This is a genomic window from Streptosporangium sp. NPDC053982 (genome assembly GCF_055585205.1).
The window spans coordinates 216182-232925 of sequence record NZ_JBVJKQ010000006.1 but is presented as its reverse complement, the minus strand read 5'-3'; the positions used below and the strand labels follow the sequence as shown (position 1 = coordinate 232925).

Below are 16744 nucleotides of genomic sequence, written 5' to 3'. Positions count from 1 at the left end.
CCCCGGTACGGCGCGGGCACCACGCGGATCCGGCTCCCGACGGCGGGCCAGGCCCGGAGTGAAGACCGCCGCTGAGAGCCGCGGACACGGATCGGGGCCGGCCCGCGGATGCGGACCGGCCCCGGGAAAACGGCGGGTCAGACGGTCTCGACCGGCTTGGCGGTCCGCTCCAGTTCCGCGAAGAGGCCGGGCAGGACCCTGGCGTGCAGGATCGTGCCGTCCTCGGTGTGCTCCACGTCGATGACCTCGCCCTCCGTGTGGGCGCGGGAGATCAGGTCGCCGCGCTGGTACGGCACCAGCATCCTGACCTCCTGGTCGAAGCGGGGCAGCTCGCGCTCGATGACGGCCATCAGCTCTTCGATCCCGGCGCCGGTGCGGGCCGAGACCACGACGGTGTGCTTCTCCCGCGCGGTCAGCTGGGCCAGCACCACCGGGTCGGCGGCGTCGGCCTTGTTGACGACCACGATCTCCGGGATGTCCCGGGCGCCCTCGATGTCGGAGAACACGGTTCGCACGGCGGCGAGCTGGGACTCCGGATCGGGGTGCGAGCCGTCCACCACGTGCAGGATCAGGTCGGCGTCGCCGACCTCCTCCAGCGTGGAGCGGAACGCCTCGACGAGCTGGTGCGGCAGGTGCCGGACGAATCCGACGGTGTCGGCCAGCGTGAACAGACGGCCGTCGGGCGTGTGCGCCCGGCGGACGGTCGGGTCCAGCGTGGCGAACAGCGCGTCCTCGACCAGCACGCCGGCGCCGGTCAGCCGGTTCAGCAGCGACGACTTGCCGGCGTTGGTGTAGCCGGCGATCGCCACGGCGGGGACCTCGCGCTGCACCCGGCGTGCCCGCTTGGTCTCGCGCGCGGTGGTCATCTCGGCGATCTGCCGGCGCAGCTTGGCCATCCGCTCGCGGATCCGGCGGCGGTCCAGTTCGATCTTCGTCTCACCGGGACCGCGGCCGCCGATGCCGACGCCGGCCGCGGCGCGACCACCGACCTGGCGGGACAGGTTGCCACCCCAGCCTCGCAGCCGCGGCAGCAGGTAGTTGAGCTGGGCCAGCTCGACCTGGGCCTTGCCCTCGCGGCTCTTGGCATGCTGGGCGAAGATGTCCAGGATCAGCATGGTCCGGTCGATGACCTTGACCTTGACGACGTCCTCGAGCTGACGGAGCTGGCCGGGGCTCAGCTCACCGTCGCAGATGACGGTGTCGGCGCCGGTGGCCGAGACGATGTCGGCGAGCTCCTGCGCCTTCCCCGAGCCGATGTAGGTCGCCGTGTCGGGCTTCTGGCGGCGCTGGATCAGACCTTCCAGCACCTCCGAACCCGCGGTCTCGGCGAGCAGCTTCAGCTCCAGGAGCGAGTTCTCGGCATCCGCCGCCGTACCGGAGGTCCAGACGCCGACCAGGACGACCCGCTCGAGTCGCAGCCGGCGGTATTCGACCTCGGTGACGTCCTCAAGCTCGGTGGAGAGTCCCACGACCCGGCGCAGTGCCTGGCGGTCGGCCAGGTCCAGCTCACCGGTGTCGATCGGCTCGTCGAACAGGTCGATGTCCAGCGACTCACGAGTGTCTATGTCGTTGCTCCATTCAGATGCATGGTTCATACGCGTCCTCATCTCACAGGGAACAACGCCTGAACCCTCCGGGTATCTTCCCTCGATGGTGCCACGCGGGCACCGCCATTCTCACCCGGTTATCGGCGGTTTCGCGGTAGGGACCCGCGGCGGACCGGCCGTTTCACCGGGGGCCACCGCCGTGAGCCGGGATCCGCGCCGTGAGCCGGGATCCGCGCCGTGAGGGGGGACCCGCGCCGTGAGGGGGGACCCGCGCCATGAACGGGGAGCCGCGCCGTGAGCCGGGAGCCGCACCATGAGCGGGGACCCGCGCCGCCGCCCGCCGTACGGGCCGTTTCACGAGGGCAGGACGTCGATGTTCCCCGAGCCGGTGCGCGCCTCGACCTTCCTGGGGGAGGCCGAGTCGTTTCCGACCTGGACGGTCTTGTCGCCGGAACCGGTGTCGAGGGTCAGCGCGTAGGTGTTCCGCGGCAGCCGCAGGGTGACGTCGCCCGAGTCGGCCTTGACGGTGACCTGGTCCGGCGCGTCGGCGAACCCCGCCTCGACCGCCCCCGAGCCGCTCTCGGCGGTGAACGTCCGGGCGGTCAGGGAGCGGGCGTCGATGTCGCCGGAACCGCTCTCGGCCCGCACGCCCTCGCCCTTCAGGCCACGCAGGGTGACGGCGCCCGAGCCGGTCTCGGCGGTGAGCTCCCCGACCTCCGAGGAGCCGGCCTCGATGTCGCCGGAGCCGGTCTTCGCGATCGCCTTCGCCCCCTTCAGGCCGCGCAGGGTGATGGTGCCCGAGCCGGTGTCGGTCGTGACGTCCAGCCCCTTCGGGATCTCGACCCTGTAGTGGACCTCGCAGTCGCGGGCGCAGTTCTGGCGCAGGGTCAGCGTGCCGCCGCTGACCGGGTGCTCGGTCTCGGGACGCTTCTTGCCGCGCCAACGGAGCGTCTCGGTGACGTGGACGCCCTGCCGGTCGGAGGCGTTGACCACGATGTCCCCCGAGTTCGTGGTGACGTCCAGGGACTTCAAGGAACCGGCGACGTCGTAGGAGACGACGTCCTGATTGGACGGGCCGAAGCCGATGCCGGCCCCGCAGCCGGAGAGCAGCGCGACGGCGCCCAGCATCGCCCCGGCGACGACCAGGTTCTTCTTCATCAACTTCCTCCAGCGTGGAAACCCGGTACTTCAGGGCCGGGAGGAAACGCGACACGGCGCCGCGCTTCGGGGTGGGTCGCATAGCCGTAGCCGTCGGCTCGTTGGAGCAGCCGCACATGGCGGTGGTGAATGCCCTGTACGGTGCCGTGGCGGGTGGTGATGTTGAAACTGCCGGTGGAGCGGACCGCGACGCGGCCGGTGTGGACTCCGGCCTTCTTGCCCGCCGGGACGTTGGCCCGGACCAGGTCGCCGGTGGCGAACCCCTTGACCTGCTTGGTCCGGGGCAGCCGCAGTCTCGGGAAGCCGTAGCGGTCGGCGCGGGTGCGGGCGTAGGTGCCACGCCCGGTCGCCGTGGCCACCAGGACCGCCGACGGCCAGCCCGTCACCGTCTCCAAACGGCCGACATGCAGCGCGTCCAGGGTGTGGGACTTCGGCGCGCTGGTCCGGGAACGGTTCCACTTCGTGCGCCCGCCCGAGGCCGCCGTAACCGGCAGGCCGGTCGCGTGCAAGGCCCGCCACAGCGCCCACCGGGTGGCGTTGACGGCGGCGGCGTCCCGCAGCGGAGCCTTCGCCTGCTTGAAGATCTTCGCCAGCAGGGCGGGCTCAGCGGCGAGGAACTTCTCCACGGGGTGCGCGTTCTTGGCCTGGTTGCACGGGACGCACGCCACGGTGAGGTTGGCGATCCGGTCGGAGCCGCCTCGGGCGCGCGGGTGGATGTGGTCGATGTTCAACGGCACACCGCTCGCGCCGCAGTAGGCGCAGGCGCGCCCCCATGTGGCCAGTAGATACTCGCGGACCTCGTATCCGGCCAGCGTGCCCCGCTGGTACTCCACTCCTTCGAGCGGCCTGCCCGCCGACAGGGCATGGGTATCGAAGGAGACCCGCTCCACATGAACGGCGGTGACCGGCGCCCAGCGCCTCAGACGGCCCACCCACGACATGGTCGTGTCCACGCGGTGCCGCAAAGACGGCGCCAGCCACCCCTTCGGTCTGGTGCGGTTGCTGAAGCGGGGCGCGCGGTAGCGCAGGTTGCGCGACCGCCGCCCCCGCCGGTAGGCGGCCCGCGCCTTCAGCTTGTCACGGATCCGGCCGCCTCGGTGGTCGAGCTGGAGGGCGTAGGCGCCGGTACGGCTCCCACCATGCTCGGTGAACACCGCGATGCCGGTGTGCTGGGAGCCGGGGTCGATACCGAGTTTGACGCCCTGGAGTGCGGAGTCGGCGGCGAGGCGATCCTTGAGCCGGATGACGAACGGGGTGTGCCGCACCACCACCGCCCGACCGGACGCCAGCAGGCGGCGGGCGCGGGCGGGATGACACGGATCCAGCGGACGGCCACGCTTGTCCAGGACGAACACGGCCGGGTGAACCTCACGGTTCGCTCCCTCGGACGCCGAGGCGCCCTCGGGGTGACGCCGGAGCGAGCGGGTGCCGCCTGCTCCGATCTCCCCTCGCCCCTGTTCCACGCCGGTGCCCGGCAGGGCCGGGAGTCGGTGAGCCGTTTCGTCCCCACCCCCGGGGTTGTCTGCTCTCACCGATTCCAGAGCGTGCCGCTGAGGAAGCACGGCACGGTGGGTCCGCTCACCTACGGGAAACGTCGTCAATCGAATGCACCTCCTTCAAGATGATCGACTCGGGCTGGTCAACGCGGGGCTTCACGGCGCATCACTGCACCTGGAAGCCCTCTCTTTCAAAAGGGGGTCGTTGACGGGTCCCTTTCCTCGGCACACCTCGGCTCGCGGAAGCGCTTCGCCCGCCCGGCCGCTCCCCGCGGCGGGGGAGTCGAGCACAACTCTCACACGGCCCGGTGAGCGGGGGCATCCGGGACTCCCCCGAGCCCACCCTGAGGAAAACCCCACCATTGACCGGCCGGGACCCGCCCAGTAGCGTCTATTCCACATCTCAGAATTGATTTTCCACGATACGGAAAATAATACGGAAAGGAAGCGTATGGACGACGTTGAGATCACCGGCCCCATGGCGGACAGGTTCGACGAGATCCTCACGCCGGAGGCGCTGGCCTTCGTGGCCGCCCTCCAGCGCGAGTTCGGCCCTCGCCGCCTCGACCTGCTGCGCGCCCGCCAGGAGCGGCAGGCGGAGCTGTCGGCGGGCGGCACCCTGGACTTCCTGCCCGAGACCGCGCACGTGCGCGAGTCGGAGTGGACGGTCGCCCCGCCCGCGCCCGGCCTGGTGGACCGCCGCGTGGAGATCACCGGTCCGGTGGACCGGAAGATGACGATCAACGCGCTGAACTCCGGGGCGAAGGTGTGGCTGGCCGACTTCGAGGACGCCAACGCCCCCACCTGGGAGAACACCGTCAACGGCCAGCTCAACCTGCGCGACGCGCTTGACCGGGCCATCGACTTCTCCTCCGGCGGCAAGAGTTACGCCCTCGGTCCGGACGAGGAGCTGGCCACCGTCGTGGTTCGCCCGCGCGGCTGGCACCTGGACGAGAAGCACGTCGTCGTCGACGGCTCCCCGGCCTCCGGCTCGCTCGTCGACTTCGGCCTCTACTTCTTCCACTGCGCCCGGCGGCAGCTCGCCAAGGGCAGGGGCCCCTACTTCTACCTGCCGAAGATGGAGTCGCATCTGGAGGCCCGCCTCTGGAACGACGTGTTCGTCCGGGCCCAGGAGCTGCTGGACATCGCGCGCGGCACGATCCGGGCGACCGTCCTCATCGAGACCTACCCTGCGGCGTTCGAGATGGAGGAGATCCTCTACGAGCTGCGTGAGCACTCCGCCGGCCTCAACGCGGGCCGCTGGGACTACCTGTTCAGCGTGATCAAGAAGTTCCGCACCCGGGGCCGGGAGTTCCTGCTGCCCGAGCGGAACGCGGTGACCATGACCGCGCCGTTCATGCGCGCCTACACCGAGCTGCTGGTCCGCACCTGCCACAAGCGGGGCGCGCACGCGATCGGCGGCATGGCGGCCTTCATCCCCTCCCGCCGGGACCCCGAGGTGAACCGGGTCGCGCTGGAGAAGGTCAGGGCCGACAAGACCCGCGAGTCGGGCGACGGCTTCGACGGGTCCTGGGTGGCCCACCCCGACCTGGTGCCGATCTGCCGCGAGGTGTTCGACGGCGTGCTCGGCGACCGGCCCAACCAGCTCGACCGGCTGCGCGAGGACGTCCGGGTGACGGCCGAGGACCTTCTGTCGGTCTCCAAGACGCCGGGCGAGATCACCGAGGCCGGGCTGCGCAACAACGTGGACGTGGCGCTGCGCTACCTGGCGGCCTGGATGGGCGGGCAGGGCGCGGTGGCGATCCACAACCTGATGGAGGACGCCGCCACGGCGGAGATCTCCCGGTCGCAGATCTGGCAGTGGATCCACAACGACATCGAGCTGGCCGACACCGGGGCCGTGGTCACCAGGGAGCTCGTCGAGCGGATCATCGACGAGGAGCTCGGCCGGATCAAGGCCGAACCGGGCTACGACGAGGCCGGCTACGACCAGGCCACCGCTCTGTTCAAGGAGGTCGCCTTGGACGACGACTTCGCCGAGTTCCTGACCCTGCCCGCCTACGCGCGGATGCCCTGAGGCGGCGTGACCGCACGGGAGATCCGGGAGGGAGGAGCGATGGCGGCGGAACCGCTCGCGGAGCTGACCCGGCGGCTGGAGGAGGTCCTCGGCCGCGGGTCGGTGATCACCGATCCGGTACGGCTGCGCACCTACGAGTGCGACGGGCTGACCCACCACCGGGCCGTCCCCGGCGTCGTCGTGCTGCCGGAGACGGCCGAGCAGGTCGCGGCCGTGGTACGGCTCTGCGGCGACCACGGCGTGCCGTTCGTGGCCAGGGGCGCCGGCACGGGCCTGTCGGGCGGGGCGCTGCCCCGCACCGACGGGGTGCTGATCGTCACCTCCAGGATGCGGCGTGTCCTGTCGGTCGACGTGGCCGCGCGGCGGGCCGTGGTGGAGCCGGGGGTCACCAACCTCGCGATCACCGAGGCCGTGCGCGACCTGGGCTACTACTACGCGCCCGACCCCTCCAGCCGGCAGGTCTGCTCGATCGGCGGCAACGTGGCGGAGAACTCCGGCGGCGCGCACTGCCTGAAGTACGGCTTCACGGTCAACCACGTGCTCGGCCTGGAGGTCGTCACCCCCGACGGCGAGATCGTCGAGCTGTCGGACGACGACCCCGGCTACGACCTGCTGGGGGTGTTCGTCGGCTCGGAGGGCACGCTCGGCATCGCCACCAAGGTCACCGTACGGCTGACGCGGGCGCCGGAGGCCGTGACGACGCTGCTGGCCGCCTTCGACGGCATCGAGCGGGGCGGCCGGGCGGTGTCGGCGATCATCGGCGGCGGCATCGTGCCCGCCGCCATCGAGATGATGGACGCCCTGGCGATCGAGGCGGCCGAGGCCGCGGTGGCCTGCGCCTACCCCGAGGGCGCCGGGGCGGTGCTCATCGTCGAGCTCGACGGACCCGCCGCGGAGGTGGCCCGCCAGTACGAGGAGGTGACCCGGATCTGCCGGGAGACCGGCGCGTTCGAGCTGCGGACCGCCGACGGCCAGGAGGAGCGCGACGCGATCTGGAAGGGCCGCAGGTCGGCCTTCGCCGCGGTGGGCCGGATCAGCCCCGCCTACATCGTGCAGGACGGGGTGGTGCCGCGGACCGCGCTGCCCGGGGTGCTGGCGAGCATCGACCGGCTGTCACGGGAGCACGGCATCCGGGTGGCCAACGTCTTCCACGCCGGGGACGGCAACCTGCACCCGCTGGTGCTGTTCGACGACGCCCGGCCCGGAGAGACCGAACGGGCCGAGCTGGTATCGGGGCGGATCCTGGACCTGTGCGTGGAGCACGGCGGGTCCATCACCGGTGAACACGGCGTCGGCGTGGACAAATCCCGATATATGCCGAAGATGTTCTCAGAAGATGATCTCGACACCATGCAGCGGGTGCGCTGCGCCTTCGACCCCCGGAGCCTGTCGAACCCGGGCAAGGTCTTCCCCACCCCCCGCCTGTGCGGCGAGGTCCCCGGGGTCCGCAGGGGCGCGCACCCGCTGGTCGAGTCAGGACGGGCGGAGCAGTTCTGATGGACGGCCGGCGCGAGGACGCGCCACAGCGGACCACGTCACAGGGGACCACGTCACAGGAGACAGCGGCCCGGCAGGCGGCGTCCCGGCGGACGGCCCCGGACCGGGCGGCGCCGTACGGGACGGGGGCGGCGGTCCGGGAGGCCGGGCCCGGCGACGCCGTGTCCGTCGTCCGTCCCCGCTGGACGGCGCTGCCGGAGAGCACCGAGCAGGTCGCCGCCCTGCTGCGCCACGCGGCCGTGCACGACCTCGCCGTGGTCCCGGCCGGCGGGGGCACCAAGCCGAACCGGGGCCTGCCGCCCGAACGCTGCGACCTCGCGATCGGCACCCGCCGCCTCGACGGGACACCGGAACACGCCGCGGGCGACCTGATCGTCCGGGTCACGGCGGGCACGACCATGGAGACGCTGGCCGCCGTCCTCGCCGAACGGGGCCAGCGGCTCTGCCTCGACGTCCCCGACGGCGGCGCCACGGTCGGCGGCACGCTCGCCACCGCCGAGGCGGGCCCGCTGCGGTTCCGCTACGGCACCGCCCGCGACCTGCTGATCGGCGTCACCGTCGTGCTGGCCGACGGCACCGTCGCCACGTCGGGCGGCAAGGTCGTCAAGAACGTCGCCGGATACGACCTGGGCAAGCTGTTCACCGGCTCCCACGGCACGCTCGGCGTCATCACCGAGGCCGTCTTCCGCCTCGGCCCCGTGCCGCCCGCCCGCCGCTGGGTCGTCGCGGAACCGCCCGTCTCCGGCTCGTCGGCCGCCGATCCGGACGCGACGGCCAGGCTGGACGCGCTGGTCGGGCTGCTGGCCGCCTCCCCCGCCGAGCCGAGCGCGATCGAGGCGGACCTGCCCGGCCCCGGCCGGGAGCCCTCCCTCGCCGTCCTGGTCGAGGGGAGCGCCGCCGAGGAGCGGGCGCGCGCCGTACGGGACCTGCTGGACGTCCACGGCCCGGCGCGGATCGCCGGTGAGGCGCCCGCGTGGTGGGGTGCGCCGCCCGGCGAGGAGACGCTGCTGGAACTGCGGTTCCCGCCCGGCCGGGCCGCCGGCGCGCTGCGGGCCGCGGCGGCGGGCGGCGTGCCCGCCCGGGTGCGCGGATCGGTCGCGTCGGGCGTCCTGCGGGCCGGCCTGCCCTCCGGCGTCGCCGCGCCGGAGTTCGCGGGGTTCGTGACGTCGGTCAGGGACGGCATGGCCGGACTCGGCGGCAGGCTGACCGTCGTCGCCGCGCCGCCCTCGCTGATGACCGCCGTCGACCCCTGGGGGCCGGTGAGCGCGCTGCCGCTGATGCGGCGGGTCAGGGAGCGCCTCGACCCCGATCGCAGGATGTCCCCCGGCCGCCTCCCAGGAGGGATCTGACATGGACCCCGAGCTGATCGCCGACTGCGTGCACTGCGGGTTCTGCCTGCCGACCTGCCCGACGTACGTGCTGTGGGGCGAGGAGATGGACTCCCCCCGCGGCCGGATCCACCTGATGGGCCAGCACGTCGAGGGCACCCCGATGACCCCGGAGATGGCCGGGCACTTCGACGCGTGCCTGGGCTGCATGGCCTGCGTGACCGCCTGCCCCTCCGGGGTGCGCTACGACCGCCTCATCGAACAGACCCGCGCCGTGGTGGAGCGCGAGCACGTCAGGGAGCCCGCCGACCGGGCGCTCCGGGAGATCGTCTTCCGGCTCTTCCCCTACCCCCGGCGGCTGCGGGCGCTGCGGCTGCCGCTGCGCCTGTCCGCGGGGGCGCGCCGCCGGATCGCGCCGCGTCTGGAGCGGATCAACCCGTCCCTGGCGGCCATGGCCGGCCTCGCCCCCGACGTGCCGGACCGGGTACGGCTGCCGCGCCGGGTCCGGGCCGTCGGCCGGCGCAGGGCCACGGTCGGGATGCTCACCGGGTGCGTGCAGGGCGAGTTCTTCCCGCAGGTCAACGCGGCCACCGCCCGGGTGCTCGCGATGGAGGGCTGCGACGTGGTCATCCCGCCGTCGCAGGGATGCTGCGGGGCGCTGTCGCTGCACGCGGGACGTGAGGAGCAGGCCGTACGGCTCGCCCGCCGGACGATCGCCGCCTTCGAGCGGGCCGGCGTGGACACGGTGGTGGTCAACGCGGCGGGCTGCGGCTCGACGATGAAGCAGTACGCCGAGATCCTCGGCGGCGAGTGGGCCGAACGGGCGGCCGCCATCCGGACCGCCGACCTGGCCGAGTATCTCGCCGCCCTCGGCCCGGTGGCCCCGCGGCACCCGCTGCGGCTCTCGGTGGCCTACCATGACGCCTGCCACCTGGCGCACGCCCAGGGGATACGGTCACAGCCGCGCGCGCTGCTGGCGGCCATCCCGGGTCTCACGGTGCGGGAGGTCGCCGAGTCCGCCGTGTGCTGCGGCTCGGCGGGCACCTACAACCTGCTGCAACCCGAGGCCGCGCGCGAGCTGGGCGACCGCAAGGCGGCGCGGGTGCTGGAGACCGGCGCCGACCTGCTGGTCTCGGCCAACCCGGGCTGCACCATGCAGGTCACCGCGGCCCTGCGCCGCCGGGGCGGCCCGGAACTGCCGGTCGCGCACACCGCGCAGGTCCTGGACGCCTCCCTGCGGGGCCTGGCGAAGGTGCCCTGAGGGCGGGACGGATCGGACAGGAGAAGCGCATGAGCGGCGTGCAGTCGGTCGACCGGGCTCTGGACGTGCTGGAGGCGCTGGCCGAGCGGGGCGGCGAGGCCACGCTGTCGGAGATCGCCGCCGGGACGGGCCTGCCGTACGGGACGATCCACCGGCTGCTGCGCGCGCTGGTCGACCGCGGGTACGTGCGCCAGGACGAGGGCCGCCGGTACGCGCTGGGCGGCGCGCTGCTGCGGCTCAGCGGGGTGGCCGAGCGCATGGTCGGCGCCTGGGCGCAGCCGTACCTGGCGAAGATGGTCGAGCTGTCCGGCGAGACGGCCAACCTCGCGGTGCTGGAGGGCGACTTCGTGGTCTACGTCGCCCAGGTGCCCTCGCCGCGGCGGCTGCGGATGTTCGCCGAGGTCGGCAGGCGGGTGCTGCCGCACAGCACCGCCGTGGGCAAGGTCCTGATGGCCGCGCGGCCGGACACCGAGGTGGCCTCCATCGTGGAACGGACCGGCATGCCGCGGCGGACCGCCAACACGATCACCGACCTTCCCGGCATGCTCGCCGAGCTGGGGCGGGTGCGTGAGCGCGGCTACGCGACGGACCTGGGCGAGGAGGAGCTCGGCGTCCACTGCCTGGCCGTCGGGGTGCGCGACGGCTCACGGGTCGTGGCCGCGATGTCGGTGTCCGGACCGGCCGAACGGATCGACGCCCTGGACCGGGAGGAACTGGCCGGGGGCATGCGGGAGATCGCCGAGGCGTTCCGCGCCGAACTCGGCTTCTGACCGTCCGGCTCGGCTTCCGGCCGGCGGGTTCGCGGCCGGCCCGGATCGGCCCCGTACCCGGCTCGCGGAGAACGCGGGCGGCGGCGCCCGCGCGCCGGGCTGCGAGGAGGGCCGGGCGCGGTGACGAACGCGGCGCCGCCGGAGGGCGCGGAGTCAGTCGTCGAGGGTGTGGACCGGGGCGTCCGAGGCCGAGCAGCGGACCTCGACCTTCACCTCGCCGGACTCCGACTCGAACTCGACGCGGGCCCGGCGGTCCGGCCCCCGGTCCACCTTGTCGACGTGGAAGCCCTGCGCCGGGCTCCACGACCGCAGGGTCACCAGCCCTCCGTCGCAGCGGGCGATCACGTTCCCGCCGGCCGTGGCGATCAGCCGGCTGCGGCCGGGCGACGCCCCGGCGGCGGGGGTGGGTGGCGTCCCCGCGTCCGCGGGCCCGGCGGTCGTCGGCCCGCCGGTCGTCGGGCTGAGGGCCGTCGGCCCGGCGGTCGGAGACGCGGCCGGGGCGGCGGACCCGGACCCGGCGGCGGTCGGGCCGCCCGAGGGGGTGGGATCCGCGCCCGGGGGCACGGCGGCCGGGGTCGCGCGGGCGAGGGCCTCGCGGACCTCCCGCGCGGACAGCGGACGTCCGGCGGAGTCGGCCAGCGGCTCGCCGAGGACACCGATCACCGTGACACCCGCCCCGGTCGCGATGACGACGGTGATCAGCCAGCCCGCGGCGGCGGCGAGGGGAATGCGCCTGCTCACGGGTCCCACTCTCCCAGCACGATCGCTAAGGCGTGGTTAAGGGGTCGATAACGTGCTTATGCCGAGGGTCGCAACCGGGCTACCGTTGCGGCAAATGTCCAATGTGCTGCTCATCGAAGACGACGCCGTGATCCGCGTCTCGCTCACCCGCGCCCTGCACGATCGGGGCCACGCGGTGGCGTCGGCCGCCGCGGCCCTCGACGGCCTCCGCCTGGCCGTCGAGGAGCGCCCCGACCTGGTCGTGCTCGACCTGGGCCTGCCCGACCTCGACGGCCTCGACCTGCTGCGCATGCTCCGGGCGGTCAGCCGGATCCCGGTGATCGTGGCGACCGCCAGGGACGGCGAGGCGGAGATGGTCCGGCTGCTGGACGCCGGAGCCGACGACTACGTGGTGAAGCCGTTCACCGCCGCCCAGCTCGACGCCCGGATCCGCGCGGTGCTCAGGCGCGCCGGAACGGACCGCGCCGACGGCGCGGTGACCGTCGGCGGTCTGCGGGTGGACGCCCGCACCAGAGAGGCGAGCCTGGACGGCGCGCCGCTGGACCTCAGCCCCAAGGAGTTCGAGCTGCTGCACTACCTGGCCTCCCGGCCCGGCGAGGTGGTCACCAAGCGGGAGCTGCTCACCCACGTCTGGCAGATCCCCTACGGCGGGGCCGACAAGACGGTGGACGTCCACCTCTCCTGGCTCCGCCGCAAGCTGGGCGAGACCTCCGCGGCCCCCCGATACCTGCACACCGTGCGCGGCGTCGGCGTACGGCTGGCCGCCCCGGCATGAGGCGCTGGCTGGCCCTGCTGGTCGCGGCGACCACCTCCCTCGTCCTGATCGCCCTGCTCGTCCCGCTGGCGCTGCTGGTCCGCACGGCGGCCGAGGGCCGGGCGATGAGCGCCGCCGGGAGCGAGGCCGACTCGGTGGCCGTGACGGTCGGCTCGGCGGACGCCGAGACCCTGCGGCTCGGCACCGAGCGGGCGGCGCACCCGGTGACGGTCTTCCTCCCGGACGGACGGGTGGTCGGCGCCCCCGCCCGGCGCTCCCCCGCCGTCGAGCTGGCCGCCCGGGGCCGCAGCGTCACGGCGGCGGTGCCGGGCGGTAGGGAGGTCCTGGTGGCGGTCCAGGGCGTGCCGGGCGGCACGGCCGTGGTGCGGGTCCACCTGAGCGACGCCGACCTGACCGAGGGGGTGGCGCGGGTGTGGGCCGGGCTGGCGGCCCTCGGCGTGGCCCTGGCCGGGCTCGGCGTGCTGGTCGCCGACCGGCTGGCCCGCGCGGTGACCGGGCCGGTCTCGGCCCTGGCCGGGGTGTCGCACCGGCTGGCCCGCGGCGACCTGGCGGCCAGGACCGTGCCCGGCGGCCCGCCGGAGGTGCGGGCGGTCGGACTGGCGCTCAACCACCTCGCCGAGCGCATCACCGGCCTGCTCGCCGAGGAGCGGGAGAACGCGGCCGACCTCTCCCACCGGCTGCGCACCCCGCTGACCGGGCTGCGGCTGGAGGCGGAGTCGCTGGCCGACCCCGGTGAGGCGAGGCGGATCGAGGCCCGGGTGGACGCCCTGGAGCGGGCCGTCACCTCGGTGATCGTCGAGGCCAGACGGCGGACGCGGGACCGGGCCGGCTGCGACGCGGCGGCGGTCGTCTCGGCCCGGGTCGCGTTCTGGTCGGTGCTGGCCGAGGACCAGGCCCGCCGGCTCGACCTCGACCTGGCCCCGGGGCCGCTCCCCGTCGCGGTCCCCGCCGACGAGCTGGCCGCCTGCGTGGACGCGCTGCTGGGCAACGTGTTCGCGCACACGCCCGAGGGGGCGGCTCTCGCCGTACGGCTGGCGACGGCGGACGGCGGGGCGCTGCTGACCGTGTCCGACGACGGGCCCGGCTTCGGGACCGGGACCGCCGCGCCCGCGGAACGCGGCAGGAGCGGCGCCGGATCGACCGGTCTCGGCCTCGACATCGCCCGCCGCACGGCCGAGTCGTCGGGCGGCTCGCTGTCCCTGGGCGCCTCCGCGACGGGCGGCGCGAGCGTCGTCCTCCTGCTGGGCGGGGCGTAGTGCTCCGGGGCGCGGCCCGCTTTTCGGAGCGGCCCGGAAACGCGGCTCGTTTCGTGTGGTCCTCCGGGGCGCGGCTCGTTTCGCGGAGCGCCCCGGGGCTCGGCTTGTTTTAGGGCGGGCTTAGCGCGGCGCTATCGTGATCGCGGCGAATCTAGACACATGAGACAGATCACCAAGGTCGCCCTCGCGACCGCCGCCACCGCGACCACCGCAGCCCTCCTGTTCGGCGAGGGCGGCACCGTCCTCGCCGCCGCCCGGCCCGCGGCCGGCGCCCCCCTCTCCGCCGCCTCGACGACCACCACGACGGCCGCCTCGACGACCGGCACGGCGACCACCGTGGTGCCCGCCGCGGCGACCGCCGCCACCGCGGGCATCTCCTACCGCGAGGCGATCCGGATCGCCCGGAAGCGGGTGCCCGGCGCCCGGGTGACCGAGGTCGAGCGGGAGTGGGAGCACGGACGCCGGGTCTGGAAGGTCGAGCTGCGCAAGGGCCGCTGGGAGTACGAGGTCCACGTGTCGGCCGCCTCCGGGAAGGTCACCCGGGTCAAGCGGAAGCTCGACGACTGATCAGCAGGACTTCAGGACGGTCCGCATGGCGTCCTTCTCCCCGGACGTCACCCACAGGTCGTACTTGATCTTCACCTGGACCTGACGGGAGACGTAGGCGCACCGGTAGGCGCGGCGCGGCGGCAACCAGGTCGCCGCGTCGCCCGCGCCCTTCTGGCCGTTCAGCGGGCCGTCCACGGCCAGCAGGTTCAGCGGGTCGTTGGCCAGTTCCTTGCGCTTGCTCTCCGGCCACTGCTGAGCGCCCTTCTGCCAGGCGTCGGCGAGGGCGACCACGTGGTCGATCTGCACCGCCGAGCTGGTCTTCTGGCCCCGCTCGAACTTGATCGTCTTACCGCTGTAGGGGTCGTCCAGGACGCCGCTCACCACGATGCAGTCGTGGGTGCCCGCCTTGAACTTCTCGTCCTTCAGGTCGCGCTTGAGGATGTCGTTGCGGGTGTCGCAGCCGTTGTGGTCGACGTCCGACCAGGCGGGGCCGAACTCGTCGCGGTCGAAGCCGGTCATCGGGGCCCGGCCCTTGACCTGCAGCCTGTCGAGATCCTTGAGCGCCTGGGCCGCGGACTTCCCCGCGGCCGCGTCCTGCGTGCCGCCGGGGGCCGCCCCTGTCAGACCGCCGCAGCCGGCCAGCGTGAACGCCGTCATCGCGGCGACCGCACCCCGCACCGTCGCCGATCGCACTATGCCACTTCTCACACCGCTTCGTTACCCATGAACTGGCAAAGTACCCCACCACCGACAGGTGGTCATCAAAACCTCAACGCGGTGGCGAGCCCGAAGCGGGAGGACATCTCCCGCTTCGTCATACTTCGTCCCTTGATCTTCCTGGGTCTCCCCCGGTCTCCCCGGCGGCTCAGGCGCGGCCGTAGGAGTCCTCCAGCCGCTCGATGTCGTCCTCGTCGAAGTGACCGAAGGCGATCTCCATGATCCGGACGGCCGGCCCCGAGGAGCCGAGGCGGTGGGTCTGGCCCGCCCTGATCAGCACGCGGTCGCCGACCGCCGGCTCGATCCGCTCGCCGTCGATCTCGAACACCGCGCCGGGGTCGAGGGCGACCCAGAGCTCGTCGCGGTGTTCGTGCCGCTGCAGGCTGAGCCGCTGGCCGGGCGCCACCTCGATGATCTTCACCGTGGACTGCTCGTTGAGCGTGTACCGCTCGAAACCACCCCAGGGGCGCTCATCCCGTACAACCGCACCGAGCCGATCGATCTGCTGCAACTCTCCTCCATCCACTCTCACCCAAGCGTGTCGGGTGACTCGGGTAAGAGGCACTCTCGCATGCCTTCGTGACGAGCGCACATGCGCCACGGGTACGGCGGGCGGCCCCGGCATGCACGGCCGCCCCCGTACCGGGCCGTCGCGGCCGGACAGGCGCCCGCCCCGGCGCGCACGGCCGCCTCTCACCCCCGCGCCGGTCAGGTGACGAGGATCCCGCCGTCCACCGGGATCACGGCGCCCGTCACGTAGGAGCCGGCGTCGGAGGCGAGGAAGACCGCGGCGGCGACGAGCTCGGCCGGGTCTCCCGCGCGGCCCATCAGCACCCGCGTCTCCAACTGCCGGGCCATGTACTCCGGGGCGTACTGCTCGGTCATCTCCGAGGCGAAGAACCCCGGCTCCAGGCAGTTCACCCGGATGCCCCGGCGGCCCGTCCACTGCTGGGCCAGGTCCCGGGTGAGGCCGATGACACCCGCCTTGGACGCGCTGTAGGCCGCCTGTGGCAGCCCGGCCGTCGTCTCCCCCAGGATGCTGCCGATGTTGACGATCGAGGAGCCGGGGCGCATGACCTGGGCACATGCCTGTGCCATCCAGTAGGTGCCGTGCAGGTTGACGTCCACGACCCGACGGAACTGCTCGGGGGTCTCCCTGAGCGCCGGCACGGCCGTGGCGACGCCCGCGTTGTTGATCAGGACGTCCACCGCGCCCAGCTCGGCGACGGCGGTCTCCACCAGCCTGCGGCAGTCGTCGGGGCTGGTCACGTCGGTCTGTACGGCGACGCACCGCCTGCCGGTCTCCTCGACCAGCGCGCGGGTGCCGTCCAGGCGCTCCGTGCGCCGCGCGCCGATCACGATGTCCGCGCCCGCCTCGGCCAGGCCACGGGCGAACGCCACACCGAGCCCCGAGGAGGCTCCGGTGACGATGGCGACCTTGCCGTCCAGCCGGAATCGGTCCAGCATCCGGTTCCCCCTCACTCGCGGTAATTACCGAACGAGATTCTAGAGGTGAACGCCGACCGCCCGTGAGGGGGCTTTCCCTCACGGGCGGTCGATGTGCGCCCGGCGCGCCGGGTCCGAGGCTCCGGGCCTCGGACCCGGAGCCTC

The 16744-nt window shown here is 73.4% G+C and carries 15 protein-coding genes; 8 read left to right on the top strand and 7 right to left on the bottom strand.

The genetic code is table 11. From position 1 onward, the window contains the following. Nucleotides 1-137 precede the first annotated feature (137 nt). The 3 genes from hflX to iscB form a co-directional block, all read right to left on the bottom strand. Nucleotides 138-1595: a GTPase HflX gene (gene hflX, locus ACZ6W9_RS12700; protein WP_389955786.1), complete on the bottom strand. Its 1458-nt coding sequence runs from the start codon at nt 1593-1595 to the stop codon at nt 138-140. 306 nt (nt 1596-1901) lie between these two features. After that, nucleotides 1902-2705, bottom strand: coding sequence for a DUF4097 family beta strand repeat-containing protein (locus ACZ6W9_RS12695; protein WP_470117755.1), 804 nt, complete (start codon nt 2703-2705; stop codon nt 1902-1904). Next, on the bottom strand, nt 2705-4060 hold the full coding sequence (gene iscB / locus ACZ6W9_RS12690; protein WP_470117753.1) for an RNA-guided endonuclease IscB: 1356 nt from the start codon (nt 4058-4060) through the stop codon (nt 2705-2707). Before iscB ends, ACZ6W9_RS12695 begins: the two co-directional genes overlap by 1 nt. 592 nt (nt 4061-4652) lie before the next feature. Here iscB and aceB point away from each other — a divergent pair. From aceB to ACZ6W9_RS12665, 5 genes are read left to right on the top strand one after another with little or no spacing between them, the layout of a single operon-like run. Beyond that, on the top strand, nt 4653-6239 hold the full coding sequence (gene aceB / locus ACZ6W9_RS12685) for a malate synthase A (protein WP_389955792.1): 1587 nt from the start codon (nt 4653-4655) through the stop codon (nt 6237-6239). 39 nt (nt 6240-6278) lie between these two features. Next, nucleotides 6279-7736 carry an FAD-linked oxidase C-terminal domain-containing protein gene (locus ACZ6W9_RS12680; protein ID WP_389955794.1) on the top strand — a complete coding sequence of 486 codons (1458 nt, stop codon included), beginning with the start codon at nt 6279-6281 and terminating at the stop codon, nt 7734-7736. Continuing rightward, a complete protein-coding gene (locus ACZ6W9_RS12675; RefSeq protein WP_470117750.1) occupies nt 7736-9085 on the top strand; it encodes an FAD-binding oxidoreductase in 1350 nt (449 codons plus the stop codon). The genes ACZ6W9_RS12680 and ACZ6W9_RS12675 overlap by 1 nt, the downstream gene beginning before the upstream one ends. A 1-nt stretch (nt 9086) precedes the next feature. Further along, nucleotides 9087-10325 carry a (Fe-S)-binding protein gene (locus tag ACZ6W9_RS12670; protein ID WP_389955799.1) on the top strand — a complete coding sequence of 413 codons (1239 nt, stop codon included), beginning with the start codon at nt 9087-9089 and terminating at the stop codon, nt 10323-10325. A 29-nt stretch (nt 10326-10354) separates the two neighbouring features. Next, on the top strand, nt 10355-11095 hold the full coding sequence (locus ACZ6W9_RS12665) for an IclR family transcriptional regulator (protein ID WP_362928302.1): 741 nt from the start codon (nt 10355-10357) through the stop codon (nt 11093-11095). Nucleotides 11096-11248: 153 nt separating this feature from the next. Here the strand turns inward: ACZ6W9_RS12665 and ACZ6W9_RS12660 are convergent, their stop codons facing one another. Further along, the gene (locus ACZ6W9_RS12660) at nt 11249-11836 is read right to left on the bottom strand and encodes a hypothetical protein (protein ID WP_470117748.1); all 588 of its coding nucleotides are present in this window, start codon (nt 11834-11836) and stop codon (nt 11249-11251) included. A gap of 94 nt (nt 11837-11930) precedes the next feature. Here ACZ6W9_RS12660 and ACZ6W9_RS12655 point away from each other — a divergent pair, with 94 nt between their 5' ends. The 3 genes from ACZ6W9_RS12655 to ACZ6W9_RS12645 all read left to right on the top strand — a co-directional run bounded on the left by ACZ6W9_RS12655 (nt 11931) and on the right by ACZ6W9_RS12645 (nt 14434). Continuing rightward, nucleotides 11931-12611 (top strand): response regulator transcription factor, encoded by a 681-nt coding sequence (locus ACZ6W9_RS12655; protein ID WP_470117746.1) that lies wholly within the window; start codon nt 11931-11933, stop codon nt 12609-12611. Continuing rightward, a complete protein-coding gene (locus tag ACZ6W9_RS12650) occupies nt 12608-13867 on the top strand; it encodes a sensor histidine kinase (RefSeq protein ID WP_389955806.1) in 1260 nt (419 codons plus the stop codon). Before ACZ6W9_RS12655 ends, ACZ6W9_RS12650 begins: the two co-directional genes overlap by 4 nt. A 159-nt stretch (nt 13868-14026) precedes the next feature. Next, a complete protein-coding gene (locus ACZ6W9_RS12645; RefSeq protein ID WP_470117743.1) occupies nt 14027-14434 on the top strand; it encodes a PepSY domain-containing protein in 408 nt (135 codons plus the stop codon). Here the strand turns inward: ACZ6W9_RS12645 and ACZ6W9_RS12640 are convergent, their stop codons facing one another. From ACZ6W9_RS12640 to ACZ6W9_RS12630, 3 genes are all read right to left on the bottom strand, one after another. Further along, nucleotides 14435-15124 (bottom strand): HNH endonuclease family protein, encoded by a 690-nt coding sequence (locus ACZ6W9_RS12640; RefSeq protein WP_470117741.1) that lies wholly within the window; start codon nt 15122-15124, stop codon nt 14435-14437. It abuts the gene before it with no gap. A gap of 157 nt (nt 15125-15281) precedes the next feature. Beyond that, a complete protein-coding gene (locus tag ACZ6W9_RS12635; RefSeq protein ID WP_389955814.1) occupies nt 15282-15644 on the bottom strand; it encodes a phosphomannose isomerase type II C-terminal cupin domain in 363 nt (120 codons plus the stop codon). A 197-nt stretch (nt 15645-15841) separates the two neighbouring features. After that, nucleotides 15842-16600, bottom strand: a complete 759-nt coding sequence (locus ACZ6W9_RS12630; RefSeq protein ID WP_389955816.1) for an SDR family NAD(P)-dependent oxidoreductase — start codon at nt 16598-16600, stop codon at nt 15842-15844. Between the last annotated feature and the right edge of the window lie 144 nt (nt 16601-16744).

Coding starts and splice junctions, on each gene's coding strand:
- hflX (WP_389955786.1), bottom strand. CDS start 1,595: ATGAACCATGCATCTGAATGGAGCAACGACATAGACACTCGTGAGTCG.
- ACZ6W9_RS12695 (WP_470117755.1), bottom strand. CDS start 2,705: ATGAAGAAGAACCTGGTCGTCGCCGGGGCGATGCTGGGCGCCGTCGCG.
- aceB (WP_389955792.1), top strand. CDS start 4,653: ATGGACGACGTTGAGATCACCGGCCCCATGGCGGACAGGTTCGACGAG.
- ACZ6W9_RS12680 (WP_389955794.1), top strand. CDS start 6,279: ATGGCGGCGGAACCGCTCGCGGAGCTGACCCGGCGGCTGGAGGAGGTC.
- ACZ6W9_RS12675 (WP_470117750.1), top strand. CDS start 7,736: ATGGACGGCCGGCGCGAGGACGCGCCACAGCGGACCACGTCACAGGGG.
- ACZ6W9_RS12670 (WP_389955799.1), top strand. CDS start 9,087: ATGGACCCCGAGCTGATCGCCGACTGCGTGCACTGCGGGTTCTGCCTG.
- ACZ6W9_RS12665 (WP_362928302.1), top strand. CDS start 10,355: ATGAGCGGCGTGCAGTCGGTCGACCGGGCTCTGGACGTGCTGGAGGCG.
- ACZ6W9_RS12655 (WP_470117746.1), top strand. CDS start 11,931: ATGTCCAATGTGCTGCTCATCGAAGACGACGCCGTGATCCGCGTCTCG.
- ACZ6W9_RS12650 (WP_389955806.1), top strand. CDS start 12,608: ATGAGGCGCTGGCTGGCCCTGCTGGTCGCGGCGACCACCTCCCTCGTC.
- ACZ6W9_RS12645 (WP_470117743.1), top strand. CDS start 14,027: ATGAGACAGATCACCAAGGTCGCCCTCGCGACCGCCGCCACCGCGACC.
- ACZ6W9_RS12630 (WP_389955816.1), bottom strand. CDS start 16,600: ATGCTGGACCGATTCCGGCTGGACGGCAAGGTCGCCATCGTCACCGGA.